Source organism: Microbacterium sp. ZKA21, from assembly GCF_050434165.1.
Classification (GTDB): domain Bacteria; phylum Actinomycetota; class Actinomycetes; order Actinomycetales; family Microbacteriaceae; genus Microbacterium.
Genome location: NZ_JBNPVV010000004.1, coordinates 240,355 through 256,490, shown reverse-complemented (window position 1 = coordinate 256,490; position 16,136 = coordinate 240,355). Strand labels below are relative to the sequence as shown.

Genomic DNA, 16,136 nt, shown 5'->3' with positions numbered 1-16,136 from the left:
CACAGCCTACGCGGTGATGCGTTCGCGAACGAGCGGTCCGGCCTCCGGGGCGTCGGTTCCGATCTCCCACGCGCCCTCGACCGCCTCGATCGCACGGGCGAAACGCGCCTCATCGTCCGCGGACAGTGTGAACAGCGGCTGCCCTGCGACGACGCGCTCGCCCGGCTTGGCGTGCAGATCGATGCCCGCGGCGTGGATGACCGGATCCTCGGCACGGGCACGGCCCGCGCCCAGCCGCCAGGCGGCGATGCCGAACGGCAGCGCGTCCATGCGGGTCACGACGCCGTCGGTGGGTGCGGTGACCACATGGGTCTCGCGGGCGGTCGGCAGCGGAGCGTCCGGGTCGCCGTCCTGGGCGCGGATCATGGCCTTCCAGCTGTCCATCGCGCGACCGTCGTCGAGTGCGGCTTCGACGTCGGCATCCGCCCGGCCGGCGAGCGCGAGCATCTCGCGGGCGAGCGCGACGGTGAGCTCGCGGATGTCGGCGGGGCCTCCGCCGGCGAGCACCTCGACGGACTCGCGGACCTCGTTGGCGTTTCCGATCGCCAGGCCGAGCGGCACGTTCATGTCCGTCAGCAGCGCCGTGGTCGCGACACCGGAGTCGGTGCCGAGGGCGACCATCGTCTGCGCGAGCTCGCGGGCGCGATCGATGTCCTGCATGAACGCGCCCGAGCCGAACTTCACATCCAGCACCAGGGCGTCCGTGCCCTCGGCGATCTTCTTCGACATGATGCTGGAGGCGATCAGCGGGATCGCCTCGACAGTGCCGGTGACATCGCGCAGCGCGTACAGCTTCTTGTCCGCGGGGGCGAGCCCGGAGCCGGCGGCGCAGATCACCGCACCCACATCGGACTGCATCTGCGCGAACATCTCCTCGTTGCTCAGCGCCGCGCGCCAGCCGGGGATCGACTCGAGCTTGTCGAGCGTGCCACCGGTGTGGCCGAGCCCCCGACCGGAGAGCTGCGGCACCGCGACGCCGAAGACGGCCACGAGCGGCGCGAGCGGCAGCGTGATCTTGTCGCCGACACCACCCGTGGAGTGCTTGTCGACCGTGCGCTTGCCGAGGGAGGCGAAGCTCATCCGCTCCCCCGACGCGATCATGGCGTCGGTGAGGACACGGATCTCATCGCGGTCCATGCCGCGCTGGAACACGGCCATCGCGAACGACGCCATCTGGGCGTCCGACACGTAGCCGCGCGTGTAGGCGTCGACCATCCAGCGCAGCGCCGGCTCGGGGACGACGCCGCCGTCGCGCTTCGCACGGATGACGTCGACGGCGTCGTGGGGCTCGACCGCGCTCACCGGACCTCTCCTGCCGGTACCTGAGCCTGCCGAAGGTCACGAGGACCGAAGGCATCCGGCAGGACCTCGTCGATCGTGCGGATGCCGGAGACGGTCTCCAGCAGCATTCCAGCAGTCGCGTGCTCGAACAGCAGCTGACGGCACCGCCCGCACGGCATGATGGTCTGTCCTTCGCCGTTCACGCAGACGAACGCGACCAGCCGGCCACCGCCGGACATGTGCAGGTCGCCGACCAGCGCGCATTCGGCGCACAGTCCCACACCGTACGAGGCGTTCTCGACGTTGCAGCCGGCGATGATCCGGCCGTCGTCCACGAGCGCGGCAGCGCCCACCCGGTACCGCGAATACGGAGCGTACGCCTTGGTCATCGCCTCGGTGGCGACCGAGCGCAGCTCGTCCCAGTCGATATCAGTCATGTCTTCCTCAGCTCCTGATGGCTCAACTCTTGATGTACGGCTTGCCGCTCGCGGCAGGTGCGCGGATCTGGCCGGCGAAACCGGCCACGGCGAGCAGCGTGACGAGGTACGGCAGCATCAGCATGAACTCGCCGGGGATCGGCGTCTTCAGGATCGTCAGCAGGTTCTGCAGGTTGGTGACGAAGCCGAACAGCAGCGCGGCCATGGTGGCGCGGATCGGATCCCAGCGGCCGAAGATCACGGCGGCGAGGGCGATGAAGCCGAGCCCGGCCGTCATCTCCTTGCCGAACTGCGGGACGGACACCAGGGTGAAGTACGCGCCGCCGACACCGGCGATCGCCCCGGCGAGCAGCACGTTCCAGAACCGTGTCGGGTTCACCCGGATGCCCACCGTGTCTGCGGCCTTCGGATGCTCGCCGACGGCCCGAAGCCGCAGGCCCCATCGCGTGCGGTACAGCCCCCACGCGACGATCGCGACCGTCACGAACATCAGGTAGACGATCACCGTCTGGTTGAACAGCACGGGACCGATGATGGGGATGTCGCCGAGGACGGGGATCTTGATCCGCGAGAAACGCGCGGCGGTGTTGAGCTCGGCCTCGTTCGGCGCGAGCAGCGCGCCGTACAGGAACCCGGTGAGGCCCGTGACGAGGACGTTCAGCACGACGCCGACGATGACCTGTTCGACGAGGTACCTGATCGCGAAGACCGCGAGCACGCTGGCGACGAGGACGCCGCCGATCATCGCGCCGACGAGCCCGACGAACGGGTTGCCCGTGATGCTCGACAGCAGTGCGGCGGAGAACGCCCCGAGCAGCAGCTGACCCTCGATCGCGACGTTGACGACGCCGGCGCGTTCGCCGATGACACCGCCGAGCGCTCCGAACACCAGCGGCACCGACAGCGAGACCGCTCCGACGAGCAGGCTGGTGACCGGCACGAGACCGCCGGCTGCTGCCCAGACGAGGAACGCGAACACGGCGACCACACCGAACACGGAGATGAGCCACAGCGGCACGCTCCGGTAGTTCCAGGACTGGACGATGGCGAGTGCGACCATCAGTACGAGCAGCACGATCAGCACCCAGCAGGTGACGGTCGTGGGCAGCGGGACGTCGGGCATGTCGATGACCGACGACCGGTCGCCCAGGCGGAACGTGCTCGTCCCAGTCCGTGGCACGAGCAGGAAGAGCAGGGCGAGCAGCACGGTCACCGCGCCCAGCACGATCGGCGTCTTCCAATGCCGCTCGCGCACGGTGGCGAGTTGCACGGTGCCGTCGGCGGCTTGGATCTGCACGGAGGAGCTCATGCGGCCACCGCCTTCTTCGCGGCCTTGGCTCTCGCCTTGGCGGCCTTCTCGGCATCCGTCTTGGGCAGGAAGAACACTGTCCGAAGCAGCGGAGGCGCTGCGATGAACAGCACGACGAGAGACTGAACGACCAGCACGATGTCGACGGGGATGTCCTGCGCCTGCATCGAGAACGACCCGGCCTTCAGCGCCCCGAACAGGATGCCGGCGGCGAACGTGCCCCATGCGCGACTGCGGCCCAGCAGTGCCACCGTGATCGCGTCGAAGCCGATGCCGGCGTCGATGGTCTCGGTGATGCCGGTCGTGACGGACCCCTGCAGCTGGTTCATGCCCGCGAGCCCCGCGAGCCCGCCGGCGAACAGCATCGCGTAGACGTAGATGCGCTGCACGTTGATGCCGGCTGCCCGTGCGGCGTGCGGGTTCTCGCCGACAGCGCGCATGCGCATGCCGAGCGAGGAGCGTTCGATGAGCCACCAGACGAACAGGGTCGCCGCGATGACGATCACGAAGCCGAGATCCAGCAGCGGGAACTGCGCACCGAACAGCGGCGGGAACTGCGCGTTCTGCGGCGTCGGCGATCCGAGGGCCTGATTCGTTCCCGGCTTCTGGAGAAGCCCGGGTGTGCGGATCATCCACAGCAGCAGGTAGTACGCGATGTAGTTGAGCATGATCGTGAGGATCACCTCGTGCGCACCCGTTCGCGCCTTGATGAGACCGGCGATGCCGCCCCACAGCGCGCCGCCCGCGATGCCGACGATCAGCATCGCCGGGATGTGCAGCCAGATCGGCAGATCCAGCTGGAACGTCAGGAGCCCGGCCAGCGCGACGCCGAAGAGCATCTGTCCGCGGGCGCCGATGTTGAACAGGCCGACGCGGAACGCCAGCGCGACGCCGAGGCCGGCGGCGATCAGCGGAGCGGCGAAACCGAGCGTGTTGGTGAGCGGCTTGATCTGCGCGGCGAAGCTGTTGCCCCGCGCGTTGAAGATCGCGCCTCGTACGAGCGCCTCGTAACCGTCGTACACCGATCCCCACACCGCGACCAGCATGTCGCCAGGTCGGGCGAAGAAGTACACGGACGTCTCCTGCACGTCCTTGTTCGTCACCGCGATCAGGATGCCGCCCACGACCAGCGCGAGCACGATCGCGAGGATCGTCGTCACGGCGTTGCTGCGCAGCATCTCCTTGATGATGACGTTGCCGCGGGGCGGGTCGAGTTCGGCCCGCTCACTGCCGGGGATGCCGGAGCTCGGCGGCAGCTGCTCGGGCGGAAGCCCCTTGGTCACGTCTCCCGCACCGGGTGTCGATCCGCTCACGCGGTCACCTCCGCATCCGCCACACCGGCCATCATCAGTCCCAACTTCTCGCGCGGCGTGTCACCGGGGACGACCCCGATGATCGCACCGCGGTACATCACGGCGATCCGGTCGGCGAGAGCGGCGACCTCGTCGAGCTCCGTCGACACGACGACGACGGGCACGCCCGAGTCGCGTGTCTCGATGATCCGCTTGTGGATGAACTCGATCGATCCGACATCGACGCCTCGTGTCGGCTGCGCCGCCACGAGCAGTCGCAGCTCGCGGCTCATCTCGCGGGCGATGACGACCTTCTGCTGGTTGCCGCCGGAGAGCGTTCCGGCGAGGGTCTGCGGACCCTGGGCCCGGATGTCGTACTCGGCGATGCGCGCGTGGGCGAATTCCTCGAGCGCTGTGCGCTTGAGCGTTCCCGCACTGCTGAACGCCGGGTCGTCCGAGCGGTCAAGGACGAGGTTCTCCGCGACGGTGAAGTTCGCGACCAGTCCGTCCTCGGTGCGGTCCTCCGGCACGAATCCGACACCGGCGTCGAGAATCGCGCGCACGCTCCTGCCGACGAGCTCCGCACCGTCCAGCGAGATGGAGCCCTCGACGCGGGCGGCGAGGCCGACCAGCGCCTCGACGAGCTCGGTCTGCCCGTTGCCCTGCACGCCCGCGATCGCCAGCACTTCGCCTGGTCGGACGGTGAAGTCGACGCCGTCGACCACGATCGCACCGGTCGGCGTCAGCACACGAAGGCTCCGCACTTCCAGTCCACCGTCACCGAGCTTCGGCGCATCCTTCTGCACGGTCAGCTCGACGGCTCGGCCGACCATGAGTGTGGCCAGCTCGGCGTTCGTCGCGGTCGGAGATGCCTCGCCGACGATCTTCCCCAGACGCACGATCGTGATGGTGTCCGCCACTTCGCGGACCTCGCGCAGCTTGTGGGTGATGAAGACGATCGCAGTGCCCTCGTCGCGCAGCTGACGCATGATGCCCATCAGCTCGTCGGTCTCCTGCGGCGTGAGCACGGCGGTCGGCTCGTCGAACACGAGCACCTGCGCGTCACGGGAGAGCGCCTTGATGATCTCGACGCGCTGCTGCACGCCGACCGGAAGGTCGCCGACGACGGCATCCGGATCGATCTCGAAGCCGAAGCGCTCGGCGACGGCGCGCACGTGCGCGCGCGCCGCGGCGAGGTCGAGGACGCCAGGTCCCCTGGTCTGCTCGTGGCCGAGCATCACGTTCTCCGCGACCGTGAACACGGGAACGAGCATGAAGTGCTGGTGCACCATGCCGATACCGGCGGCCATCGCGTCGCCTGGACCACGGAAATGCTGGACGGCGTCGTCCAGCAGGATGTCCCCCTCGTCGGCCTGGTACAGGCCGTACAGGACGTTCATCAGCGTGGACTTGCCCGCGCCGTTCTCACCCAGCAGCGCGTGGATCTGCCCCGGCTCGACCACCAGATCGATGTGGTCGTTGGCGACGAGGCTGCCGAATCGCTTGGTGATGCCGCGAAGTTCGAGCTTCATATCTGCACCTTATCCAGAAGATTTCCTGAAGTGTCCGCTCACGGCGCGGGGCGAGCGGCCGCATGCGACCACTCGCCCCGTCCGGATTCACTCAGCTCACGGGGAGTTCTCGGACTCCACCGTGATGTCACCGGAGATGATCTGCTCCTGCAGGGTCGCGATCTCGTCGGTCAGCCCCTCGGGGAGCTCAGCCTCGAAGTCACCGAAGCCGGAGAGCTTGACGCCCTCGTTCTCGAGCGTGCCGACGTACGGCGCCGCGTCGAACTCGCCCTCGGCGGCCGCGATCGTCGCGTCCTGCACTGCGACATCGATCGCCTTCATGATCGAGACGAGCGTGAGGTCTGCCACGCTCGGGTCGGCGACCGCGAGGTCGCTGTCGACGCCGATGAGCAGCGTGTCCTTGCCGCTGTCCCTGATGGCGGCCGCCGCGCTCTGGTAGACCGGCCCGCCGACGGGCAGGATCACGTCGACGCCCTGGTCGAGCACGCCCTGAGCGGTCACCTTCGCGGTGTCGTTCGCATCGAATCCGCCCGTGAACGAACCCTTCTGCGTTCCGGCGTCCCAGCCGAACAGCTCGACAGCACCGGACTTGTCCTCGTTGTACTTCTCGACACCGAGCTGGAAGCCGTCCATGAACACGGCGACCGACGGGATCTGCATGCCGCCGAAGGTGCCGACCTTGTTCACGCCGCTCTGCGCCGACCACGCGGCCGATGCGTAGCCGCCGAGGTAGGCGGCCTGAGCCGTGTCGAACACGAGCGGCTTGATGTTCGGAGCGTCGGTCTCGCCGTCGAAGTCGTTGTCCGCCCAGTCGTCGATGATCGCGTAGTTGATCTCCGGGTTCGCGAGAGCGGACTCGACCGTCGCCGCCGACAGCTTGAAGCCGACCGAGACGATGAACGAGCATCCTTCGGAGACCGCGGTCTCGAGGTTGGGCGCGTAGTCGTTGTCGTTGGCCGACTCGAACTCGAGCGGCTCGATGCCGAGCTCCTCGGCCGCGGCATCCATGCCCTCCTTCGCGGACTGGTTGAACGACTTGTCGTTCCAGCCGCCGGCGTCGGAGATCAGGCAGGGCAGGAAGTCGGAGTCGACGGGTCCTGCTGCGCCTTCTCCTTCGGTCTCCTCCGGAGCTGCACCACAGCCTGCGAGCGACAGGGCGACCCCGGTCGCCACGAGCGCGGCAAGTGCGCGCTTTCGAGTGGAAATGGTCACGTAAGCCTCCACGACTACTGGCCTGCGCCGATCGCAAGGCCCCGAGGACAAATTACCCAGTGTTACGGCTACCTGGCGCGCCCGTGCGGTTAATGGTTACAAACCCGAAACAGAGCCGAGGCCGTCGCCCTCAGAGCACGTCCCCGCGGCCGGTGACCTTGAGCGACTCGACGACGCCCTTCACACGCTGTGCGTGCTCGATCGTCGTGACCAGCAGCGCGTCAGGAGTATCGACCACGACGATGTCCTTCACGCCGACGAGGCTGATCACGCGCGATGTCTGGCTGACGAGGATCCCGGTCGCGGCATCCGACAGCACACGCGCCTTCGGACCGAGCACGGCGAGGTCGTTCTTGCGCCCGTTGGTGATCAGCTTCGTGAGCGAGGCGAAGTCGCCGACGTCGTCCCAGTCGAAGTGGCCGGGGATCACCGCGAGGCGTCCCTTCTCGGCCGCGGGCTCGGCGACCGCGTAGTCGATGGCGATCTTCTTGAGTCCTGGCCAGATGCGATCCACGGCCGGACCGCGGGCCGCGCGATCGTCCCACGCCTCGGCCAGCTCGATCAGGCCGGCGTGCAATTCCGGTTCGTTGGCCGCAAGTTCGTCGAGCAGCACGCTCGCCCTGGCGATGAACATGCCCGCGTTCCAGAGGAACGAGCGGTCGGCGTAGTACTCCTTCGCGGTCGCCAGGTCCGGCTTCTCGACGAAGCGCTCGACCGTCGCCGCCTCCGGAGCACCCTCGACGACGAGCTCATCGCCCTTGCGGATGTATCCGAAGCCGACGGACGGCTCCGAGGGCTGGATGCCGATGGTGCAGATGTATCCGGCGCGAGCGACCTGGACCGCCTGCTGGACGGCGAACTCGAAGGTGCGCGTCCCGCGGATGACGTGGTCGGCTGCGAACGAGCCGATGATCACCTCGGGGTCACGACGGTGCAGGATCGCCGCAGCCAGACCGATCGCCGCAGCGGACTCGCGCGGCTCGGACTCGAGGAAGACATTGATGTCGGGGATGCCGGGGAGCTCGCCCTCCACGGCCGCCCGGTGCGCACGCCCGGTGACGACCGCGATGCGCTCAGGGCCGGCGAGCGGCTCGAGCCGGTCCCAGGTGTCGCGGAGCAGCGAATTGCCGGAGCCGGTCAGGTCATGCAGGAACTTCGGGGCGTCGGCACGGGAAAGGGGCCACAGACGGCTCCCGATGCCACCGGCCGGAATCACCGCGTAGAAGTCGTCGATCGGCTCCGTCATGTCCCTCACCATACCGGGTCGATAAATCTCGACATCGAGATACTTAGGTTCGCCTTCCTCGCTCCCAGCTGTTGAACAGGAATAGGATGGTGAGCGTTCGGGCGTGCCTGTGCGCGCTGCCGATACAGATCGATCAGGGAGGACGACCGTGTCCGCAAGCACTCGCTTGACACCGTCGATTTCGGAGACGACATCCAAGACCCCGCGCGGCACCCTCTACCGGGGCCGTGAAGGAATGTGGTCCTGGGTGCTTCACCGCATCACCGGCGTCGCCATCTTCTTCTTCCTCCTGGTGCATGTGCTGGACACAGCGCTCATCCGGGTGTCGCCCGAGGCGTACAACGCCGTGATCGGCACCTACAAGAACCCGGTGATGGCACTCGGCGAGGTCGTCCTCGTCGCGGGCATCGCCTTCCATGCGCTCAACGGACTGCGCATCATCCTCGTCGACCTGTGGTCGAATGGCGCCCGCTACCAGCGCCAGATGTTCTGGATCGTCATCGGCCTGTGGGCCGTGCTGATGGCCGGCTTCGTGCCCCGTCACCTCGCGCTCGCGTTCGCCGGCTTCGGAGGGGGACACTGATGACCGCCCAGACCGCGATCGCACCATCCGGACGCCGCACCCGCCGCTTCAACCTCGAGAAGTGGGGCTGGATGTTCATGCGGGCATCCGGAGTGCTCCTGGTGATCCTCATCTTCGGCCACCTGTTCGTGAACCTCATGCTCGGCGAGGGGATCCATGCCCTCGACTTCGCGTTCATCGCCGGCAAGTTCGCCGATCCGTGGTGGCAGTGGTGGGACGTCATCATGCTGTGGCTCGCCCTCATCCACGGCGCCAACGGCATGCGCACCATCGTCAACGACTACGTCACCCACCCGACCGCCCGCAAGGCGCTGATCTGGGCGCTCGGCCTCGCCGCCGGCCTGCTGATCGTGCTGGGCACGCTCGTCGTGTTCACGTTCGACCCGTGCCTGGGCGTCACAGAGTCCAGCACCCTGTGGGACATGTGCGTGGCCAACGGTTCGGTCGGGAACTGAGAGAGAGCTAGAGAGTGACCACCCAGACTCACGATTCCGTCGTCCGCGACGGCGTGCACTACCACCAGTTCGACGTCGTCATCGTCGGCGCAGGCGGCGCCGGCATGCGGGCGGCCATCGAGGCCGGCCCCGGCGCGAAGACCGCCGTGATCTCCAAGCTGTACCCGACGCGCTCCCACACCGGTGCCGCGCAGGGCGGCATGGCCGCGGCGCTCGCCAACGTCGAAGAGGACAACTGGGAGTGGCACACCTTCGACACCATCAAGGGCGGCGACTACCTCGTCGACCAGGATGCTGCGGAGATCCTCGCCAAGGAGGCCATCGACGCGGTCATCGACCTCGAGAACATGGGCCTGCCGTTCAACCGCACCCCCGAGGGCAAGATCGACCAGCGCCGATTCGGCGGCCACACCGCCGAGCACGGCAAGACGCCGGTCCGCCGCGCGTGCTACGCCGCCGACCGCACCGGCCACATGATCCTGCAGACGCTGTTCCAGAACTGCGTGAAGCTGGGGATCAACTTCTTCAACGAGTTCTACGTCCTCGACCTCATCACGGTGAAGGGCGATGCGGGCGCGACGCAGATCGCCGGCGTCGTGGCGTACGACCTCGCCACGGGCGAGCTGCACGTCTTCCAGTCCAAGGCAGTGATCTTCGCGACCGGCGGCTTCGGGAAGATCTTCAAGACCACATCCAACGCGCACACCCTGACCGGTGACGGCGTCGGGATCATCTGGCGCAAGAACCTTCCGCTCGAGGACATGGAGTTCTTCCAGTTCCATCCCACCGGCCTCGCCGGCCTCGGCATCCTGCTCACCGAAGGCGCCCGCGGTGAGGGAGCGATCCTGCGCAACGCCTCGGGCGAGCGCTTCATGGAGCGCTACGCCCCCACCATCAAGGACCTCGCGCCGCGCGACATCGTCGCACGGTCCATGGTGCAGGAGGTCCTCGACGGACGCGGCGCCGGCCCGAACAAGGATTACGTGCTGCTCGATTGCACGCACCTGGGCGCCGAGATCCTCGAGACCAAGCTCCCAGACATCACCGAGTTCGCCCGCACCTACCTCGGTATCGACCCCGTGGTCGAGCCGGTTCCCGTGATGCCCACCGCGCACTACGCCATGGGCGGCATCCCGACCAACAACGACGCCGAGGTGCTCAGCGACAACACGACGGTCGTCCCGGGGCTCTACGCCGCCGGGGAGTGCGCCTGCGTGTCCGTGCACGGATCGAACCGGCTAGGCACCAACTCGCTGCTCGACATCAACGTGTTCGGCAAGCGCGCAGGACGCAACGCCGTGGAGTACGCCAAGAACGCCGAATTCGTGCCGCTGCCCGAGAACGCGGCCGGCTTCGTCTCGGGCATGATCGAGGGCCTGCGGAACAACCAGGGCACCGAGCGCATCGCCGTGCTGCGCAAGACGCTGCAGGACGAGATGGACAAGGGCGCACAGGTCTTCCGCACGCACGAGTCGCTCGAGCACGTCCTCGGGGTGATCGCCGAACTGCGCGAGCGCTACCGCAACGTCCACGTCGACGACAAGGGCCACCGGTTCAACACCGACCTGCTCGAGGCCGTCGAGCTCGGATTCCTGCTCGACCTCGCCGAGGTCGTCGTCTACGCCGCCCAGCACCGCGAGGAGAGCCGTGGCGGTCACATGCGCGACGATTTCCCGAAGCGCGACGACGAGAACTGGATGAAACACACCATGGCGTACCTCACCGGCGACCCGCATTCGTCGACCCCCGCCGACCACATCAGACTCGACTCGAAGCCGGTCGTCCAGACCCGCTACCAGCCGATGGAGAGGAAGTACTGAGATGTCCACCGCCGTCGCTGAGGCGCCTGCCGCCGATTCCGCGGACTCGGAAGTCCAGTCCTTCCTGGTCACGTTCATCATCCGTCGCTTCGATCCGGAGAACGACGCCGAACCGCACTGGGTCGACTACGACGTGGAGCTCTATTCCACGGACCGCGTCCTCGACGCGCTGCACAAGATCAAATGGGAGGTCGACGGCTCGCTGAGCTTCCGCCGCTCCTGCGCGCACGGCATCTGCGGATCCGACGCGATGCGCATCAACGGCCGCAACCGCCTGGCCTGCAAGACGCTGATCAAGGACCTGGACATCTCCAAGCCGATCTACGTCGAAGCCATCAAGGGCCTGCCGCTGGAGAAGGACCTCATCGTCGACATGGAGCCGTTCTTCGCCTCCTACCGCGAAGTGCAGCCGTTCCTGGTCGCGAGCTCGACGCCCGAGAAGGGCAAGGAGCGCACGCAGTCCATCGCGGACCGCGCGATCTTCGACGACACCACCAAGTGCATCCTGTGCGCCGCGTGCACGTCATCCTGCCCCGTGTTCTGGACCGACGGCCAGTACTTCGGCCCGGCGGCCATCGTCAACGCGCACCGCTTCATCTTCGACTCGCGCGACGACAACGCCGGCGTCCGCCTCGACATCCTCAACGACAAGGAAGGCGTGTGGCGTTGCCGCACCACCTTCAACTGCTCGGAGGCGTGCCCCCGTGGCATCGAGGTGACGAAGGCGATCGCCGAGGTCAAGCAGGCCGTCCTGCGCGGTCGTCCGTGACCCTTCGCTAATCTGACAGGGTGAGCCGCCCCGATCGCACGCCGACGCCGACGAGCAGCGCGCATTCGCAGCGCGGCGCCGCCGAACTCGCCGCGCGCGAGGAGCAGCATCTCCGGGCGCGCTGGGACCAGACGCAGGAGAGCCTGCGAGAGCGGTTCGAGGAGCCGATCTCGCGCGCCACTGCGCTCACCCAGCGCACGCTCGAGTGGTTTCCGGTGCGCGTGTGGCGCAACTTCCTCCAGCACGAGGGATTCCTCCTCGCGGCCGGCGTCAGCTATCAGGCGCTGTTCGCCGGGTTCGCCGCCGTGTACGTCGCGTTCGCGATCGCCGGCCTCTGGCTCGGCGGCAATGCCGAGGCCATCGAGGGCCTCATCAACGTCATCAACAACTACGTCCCCGGACTCATCGTCGAAGGCGGCCTGATCACGCCCGAACAGGTGGAGGACATCGCCAGCGGCACCACCGGAACCTTCAGCATCACGGGCGCGATCGCTCTCGGGGCGCTGGTGTGGACGGCCGTCGGCGCCATCTCGTTCGCGCGCAGGGCGGTCCGAGGCGTCTTCGGCATCCCACCCGATCGGCGCAACTACTTCCTCCTGAAGAGCCTCGATTTCCTCGCCGCGATCGTGTTCGGTGCCGGTCTCGTGCTCGGCACGGCCCTCGGCACGTTCGGAACCTGGGCGCTCGAATTCGTCTTCACCCTCATCGGGCTGGGCGACGCCTCGACGATCTCGTCGCTCACCGTGCGACTGGTCACGATCGGGATCCTGTACGTCGTGAACACGGTGCTGCTGGCTGGACTGTTCCGCTTCCTCACCGGCACCCAGCTCACATGGCGGCGCATCATGCCAGGCGCGTTCCTCGGCGCGGCCGCGACGACGGTCCTGCAGCTCGGGTTCGGTCTGTTCCTCGGGTACACGCCGTCGAATCCGCTTCTGGCGACGTTCACGGTTTTCATCGTCATGCTGCTGTGGTTCCGTCTGATCGGGATCGTGCTCCTCGTCGCGGCATCCTGGATCGCCGTGGCAGCACAGGACAATCACATCGCGCTGCTGCCGCAGTCCGAGGCAGAACGGCTCGTCGCCGAGCACAAGGCGCTGCTGCTGGCAGCGCAGGTCCGTCTGCGCACGGCGCAGGAGGCGCGCATGGCCGCCCCGTGGTACCGGATCTGGGCGGCGGACCGCGCGGTCAGAGAGGCGCAGGACGAACTCGAGCAGGTCGAGGCCGCTGCTCCCCCGCCGCCGGCCAAGCGGGCCAGGGCGGCGGCGAAGGCGCCCACCTCCGACGGCGATGTCCGACGCTCCGAATAGGGTGGGGGGATGCCTCATCTGCGTATCGCCACAGTCAATGTCAACGGGATCAGGGCGGCCGTCCGCAACGGCATGAGCACCTGGTTGGATGCCGCGGACGTCGACATCCTGACCCTTCAAGAGGTGCGCGGTCAGGACGAGCACCTCGAGGCGGCGCTGCCCGGATGGTCGATCGTCCACGACGAGGCCACGGCCAAGGGTCGGGCCGGCGTCGCGATCGCGAGCCGCACGCCTGCGCTGGCCAGTCGGACCGCCTTCGGACCCGACGACTTCGACTCGAAGGGCCGCTGGATCGAAGCCGACTTCGCCCTCGGCGACCGGACGCTGACCGTCGTGAGCGCCTACGTGCACTCCGGGGAGGCCGACACGCCCAAGCAGGACGAGAAGTGGCGATTCCTGGATGCGTTCGGCGCGCGCCTCGGCGAGCTGGGCGCCGAGGGAGCGCTCGCGCTCGTGACCGGCGACCTGAACGTCGGGCACCGCGAGCTCGACATCAAGAACTGGCGCGGCAACCGCAAGAACGCAGGCTTCCTGCCGCGTGAGCGCGCGTATTTCGACCGCTTCCTCGGCGAGACCGGCGTCGAGATCGAAGCAGCGGACGGCACGACCGTCACCGGAATGGGCTGGGTCGACGTGGGACGCCGTTTCCACGGCGAGATCGACGGACCGTACACGTGGTGGTCGATGCGCGGCAAGGCGTTCGACAACGACTCCGGATGGCGGATCGACTACCACCTGGCCAGCCCCGCACTGGCCGAGCGGGTGGAGTCGTATCACGTGGCCCGCGCGGCATCCTACGATCAGCGCTGGAGCGACCACGCGCCCGTCGTGGTGGACTACCGCTACTGACGTCTCGGGTTTTCCCGAAACGGACCGCGGGTTCTCCCGGTGGGCGCAGCGGGAGACGGCGACCAGAGTGGATCGGGTGACCTTCCGAAACCTCTGGCGCACCTGGTTCGCCTGTCTCGTCCTCTGCCTGCCGATCCTCGCGCTGCTTCTGGTGCCGCAGCTCATGCGCAGCCGCGCGGGCAGTTCGGCCTCGCTCATGCTCGGCGTCAGCGCCCTGCTCGTTCTGCTGGTGGCCGCGTTCGTGTTCGCTCCGGCGGCGTCGGCGTGGTCGTCGCCCGCACCGGGGTGGCAGCCGCGCATCGCCCTCCGCACGACCCGCGCGCTCTGGCGACGGCGCACCGGTGCCTCGGTGCTCGCTCTGATCGCCGGGCTCGGCATCTACGCGATCGGTCAGATCGCCGGCTACGCTCTCGCCGAAGCTGTTCCACACGTGCACGAGAATCCGGTCTTCGCCGCCGACCGGAGCCAGTCGCCCTGGATCATCGACTACCCGGCGTTCGCGCTCCAGGCGTTCGCGCTGTACGCCATGACGACGCTGGCCGTCGCGGTCTACGCCTGGTCGATGCGCGCGCTGAGCCTCCGCGCGGCGAGCTCGGTCATCGCGTGAGCGGGCGGCGTGGGCGGCGCACGGCGATCTACGCCGTCAGCAGCGCCGCGAAGAGACCGACGGCGATGACGAGGAAGGCGGCCGCGCTGACGATGCCGGCCGTCGCACGTCGTCCCCGCGGGAGGATCAGCGGGACGGTCACGGTGAGCGGGATGGCCAGCGCGATCGCGAACAGTGATCCGAAGATCAGCGCATAGCCGTGCGGGTCGGAGTCGGACCACCCGAACCGACTGCTGAGCGCCATCCACGAGAAGAGCAGGAACGGCACTCCGAGCAGCACCGTGAGCACGATCCCGATGATCCGAACCGCAGGGCTCGCGGGCGCGGTGGTCGAGTTCATCCCCCGAGTGTGCCAGGAAGCGTCGGAGCGGCTCCACCACCGCTCTAGGATTGATACCGTGACGAAACCTCGCCTTTACTCCGGAATGCAGCCCTCCGCCGACTCGCTTCAGATCGGCAACTACATCGGGGCGCTCCTGCAGTGGCGGGATCTGCAGAACTCCTACGACGCGTACTTCTCGGTCGTCGACCTGCACGCGCTGACTCAGCCGAACAACCCGGCCGAACTGCGCGAGAAGACGCGTCGCACGGCAGCGCAGTACATCGCGGCCGGCATCGAGCCGTCGCAGTCCACGCTGTACGTGCAGTCGCACGTGCGCGCGCACGCCGAGCTCGCCTGGATCCTCTCCACGATCACCGGCTTCGGCGAGGCCGGGCGGATGACGCAGTTCAAGGACAAGTCCGCTCGATACGGCGCGGACGCCGCGTCGGTCGGGCTCTTCACGTATCCCGTGCTGATGGCCGCGGACATCCTGCTGTACCAGACGGATGTCGTGCCGGTCGGCGACGACCAGAAGCAGCACGTCGAGCTCACCCGCGATCTCGCAGAGCGCTTCAATTCCCGCTACGGCGACGCCTTCGTCGTGCCGCTGCCGGTGATCCAGAAGGAGACCGCCCGCATCTACGATCTGCAGAACCCGACCTCGAAGATGTCGAAGTCCTCCGAGAGCGACGCCGGTGTCCTGTGGTTGCTCGATGACCCGGCGAAGACGGCGAAGAAGATCATGCGCGCCGTCACCGACGCCGAGGGCAGTGTGCGCTTCGACCGCGAGAACAAGCCGGGCGTGTCCAACCTGCTCACGATCTACGCGGCCCTCACCGGTCGCCAGGTCGCTGCGATCGAGGACGAGTACGCCGGCCGCGGCTACGGGGACTTCAAGAAGGGACTCGCCGAGGTCGTGGTCAGCGAATTCGAGCCGGTGCATGATCGTGCCGTCGAGCTGCTGGACGACCCCGCCGAACTCGATCGCATCCTCGCGGTCAACGCGGCGAAGGCGGATGCCGTGGCCGACGCGACGCTCGCCGACGTGTACGACAAGGTCGGACTGCTGCGCCGCGTCTGATCCGCATCGTCCCGTTCTCCTCCGACGGTGA

16 protein-coding genes are annotated in these 16,136 nt (G+C 67.8%); 8 read left to right on the top strand and 8 right to left on the bottom strand.

Going from position 1 to position 16,136, the window contains the following annotated elements; translation table 11 throughout:
* Nucleotides 1-6: 6 nt before the first annotated feature.
* The 7 genes from M2317_RS10740 to M2317_RS10710 all read right to left on the bottom strand — a co-directional run bounded on the left by M2317_RS10740 (nucleotide 7) and on the right by M2317_RS10710 (nucleotide 8,309).
* Entirely contained in the window at nucleotides 7-1,302 is a 1,296-nt protein-coding gene (locus M2317_RS10740) for a thymidine phosphorylase (protein ID WP_429460008.1), read from the bottom strand.
* On the bottom strand, nucleotides 1,299-1,718 hold the full coding sequence (locus M2317_RS10735; protein ID WP_429460006.1) for a cytidine deaminase: 420 nt from the start codon (nucleotides 1,716-1,718) through the stop codon (nucleotides 1,299-1,301). The genes M2317_RS10740 and M2317_RS10735 overlap by 4 nt, the downstream gene beginning before the upstream one ends.
* A gap of 22 nt (nucleotides 1,719-1,740) precedes the next feature.
* On the bottom strand, nucleotides 1,741-3,027 hold the full coding sequence (locus tag M2317_RS10730) for an ABC transporter permease (RefSeq protein ID WP_429460004.1): 1,287 nt from the start codon (nucleotides 3,025-3,027) through the stop codon (nucleotides 1,741-1,743).
* Nucleotides 3,024-4,340, bottom strand: a complete 1,317-nt coding sequence (locus M2317_RS10725) for an ABC transporter permease (RefSeq protein WP_429460002.1) — start codon at nucleotides 4,338-4,340, stop codon at nucleotides 3,024-3,026. Before M2317_RS10725 ends, M2317_RS10730 begins: the two co-directional genes overlap by 4 nt.
* Nucleotides 4,337-5,851, bottom strand: coding sequence for an ABC transporter ATP-binding protein (locus M2317_RS10720; RefSeq protein ID WP_429460000.1), 1,515 nt, complete (start codon nucleotides 5,849-5,851; stop codon nucleotides 4,337-4,339). The genes M2317_RS10725 and M2317_RS10720 overlap by 4 nt, the downstream gene beginning before the upstream one ends.
* Nucleotides 5,852-5,947: 96 nt before the next feature.
* Nucleotides 5,948-7,063 carry a BMP family lipoprotein gene (locus tag M2317_RS10715; RefSeq protein ID WP_429459998.1) on the bottom strand — a complete coding sequence of 372 codons (1,116 nt, stop codon included), beginning with the start codon at nucleotides 7,061-7,063 and terminating at the stop codon, nucleotides 5,948-5,950.
* Between the two features lie 130 nt (nucleotides 7,064-7,193).
* Complete coding sequence (locus M2317_RS10710) at nucleotides 7,194-8,309, bottom strand: mannose-1-phosphate guanylyltransferase (protein ID WP_429459996.1); 1,116 nt, start codon at nucleotides 8,307-8,309, stop codon at nucleotides 7,194-7,196.
* Between the two features lie 148 nt (nucleotides 8,310-8,457).
* Here M2317_RS10710 and sdhC point away from each other — a divergent pair, with 148 nt between their 5' ends.
* The 7 genes from sdhC to M2317_RS10675 all read left to right on the top strand — a co-directional run bounded on the left by sdhC (nucleotide 8,458) and on the right by M2317_RS10675 (nucleotide 14,702).
* Nucleotides 8,458-8,892: a succinate dehydrogenase, cytochrome b556 subunit gene (sdhC, locus tag M2317_RS10705; RefSeq protein WP_429459994.1), complete on the top strand. Its 435-nt coding sequence runs from the start codon at nucleotides 8,458-8,460 to the stop codon at nucleotides 8,890-8,892.
* On the top strand, nucleotides 8,892-9,347 hold the full coding sequence (locus M2317_RS10700; RefSeq protein WP_429459992.1) for a succinate dehydrogenase hydrophobic membrane anchor subunit: 456 nt from the start codon (nucleotides 8,892-8,894) through the stop codon (nucleotides 9,345-9,347). The genes sdhC and M2317_RS10700 overlap by 1 nt, the downstream gene beginning before the upstream one ends.
* Before the next feature lie 14 nt (nucleotides 9,348-9,361).
* Nucleotides 9,362-11,167: a succinate dehydrogenase flavoprotein subunit gene (sdhA, locus tag M2317_RS10695; protein ID WP_429459990.1), complete on the top strand. Its 1,806-nt coding sequence runs from the start codon at nucleotides 9,362-9,364 to the stop codon at nucleotides 11,165-11,167.
* 1 nt (nucleotide 11,168) lies between these two features.
* Nucleotides 11,169-11,936, top strand: a complete 768-nt coding sequence (locus M2317_RS10690; protein ID WP_429459988.1) for a succinate dehydrogenase iron-sulfur subunit — start codon at nucleotides 11,169-11,171, stop codon at nucleotides 11,934-11,936.
* 20 nt (nucleotides 11,937-11,956) lie between these two features.
* On the top strand, nucleotides 11,957-13,246 hold the full coding sequence (locus M2317_RS10685; RefSeq protein ID WP_429459986.1) for a YihY/virulence factor BrkB family protein: 1,290 nt from the start codon (nucleotides 11,957-11,959) through the stop codon (nucleotides 13,244-13,246).
* 9 nt (nucleotides 13,247-13,255) lie between these two features.
* Nucleotides 13,256-14,095, top strand: coding sequence for an exodeoxyribonuclease III (locus tag M2317_RS10680; RefSeq protein ID WP_429459984.1), 840 nt, complete (start codon nucleotides 13,256-13,258; stop codon nucleotides 14,093-14,095).
* 76 nt (nucleotides 14,096-14,171) lie between these two features.
* Nucleotides 14,172-14,702 carry a hypothetical protein gene (locus tag M2317_RS10675; protein WP_429459982.1) on the top strand — a complete coding sequence of 177 codons (531 nt, stop codon included), beginning with the start codon at nucleotides 14,172-14,174 and terminating at the stop codon, nucleotides 14,700-14,702.
* A gap of 28 nt (nucleotides 14,703-14,730) precedes the next feature.
* Here M2317_RS10675 and M2317_RS10670 read toward each other — a convergent pair whose 3' ends face one another.
* Nucleotides 14,731-15,042, bottom strand: coding sequence for a hypothetical protein (locus tag M2317_RS10670; RefSeq protein ID WP_429459980.1), 312 nt, complete (start codon nucleotides 15,040-15,042; stop codon nucleotides 14,731-14,733).
* Nucleotides 15,043-15,100: 58 nt separating this feature from the next.
* Between M2317_RS10670 and trpS the strand changes: the two genes are divergently transcribed.
* Nucleotides 15,101-16,105 carry a tryptophan--tRNA ligase gene (trpS, locus tag M2317_RS10665; protein WP_429459978.1) on the top strand — a complete coding sequence of 335 codons (1,005 nt, stop codon included), beginning with the start codon at nucleotides 15,101-15,103 and terminating at the stop codon, nucleotides 16,103-16,105.
* Nucleotides 16,106-16,136: the final 31 nt, after the last annotated feature.

Excerpts from the sequence above, each read along its gene's own strand:
- M2317_RS10735 (WP_429460006.1), bottom strand. The coding sequence starts at position 1,718 with ATGACTGATATCGACTGGGACGAGCTGCGCTCGGTCGCCACCGAGGCG.
- M2317_RS10730 (WP_429460004.1), bottom strand. The coding sequence starts at position 3,027 with ATGAGCTCCTCCGTGCAGATCCAAGCCGCCGACGGCACCGTGCAACTC.
- M2317_RS10720 (WP_429460000.1), bottom strand. The coding sequence starts at position 5,851 with ATGAAGCTCGAACTTCGCGGCATCACCAAGCGATTCGGCAGCCTCGTC.
- M2317_RS10710 (WP_429459996.1), bottom strand. The coding sequence starts at position 8,309 with ATGACGGAGCCGATCGACGACTTCTACGCGGTGATTCCGGCCGGTGGC.
- M2317_RS10700 (WP_429459992.1), top strand. The coding sequence starts at position 8,892 with ATGACCGCCCAGACCGCGATCGCACCATCCGGACGCCGCACCCGCCGC.
- M2317_RS10690 (WP_429459988.1), top strand. The coding sequence starts at position 11,169 with ATGTCCACCGCCGTCGCTGAGGCGCCTGCCGCCGATTCCGCGGACTCG.
- M2317_RS10680 (WP_429459984.1), top strand. The coding sequence starts at position 13,256 with ATGCCTCATCTGCGTATCGCCACAGTCAATGTCAACGGGATCAGGGCG.
- M2317_RS10670 (WP_429459980.1), bottom strand. The coding sequence starts at position 15,042 with ATGAACTCGACCACCGCGCCCGCGAGCCCTGCGGTTCGGATCATCGGG.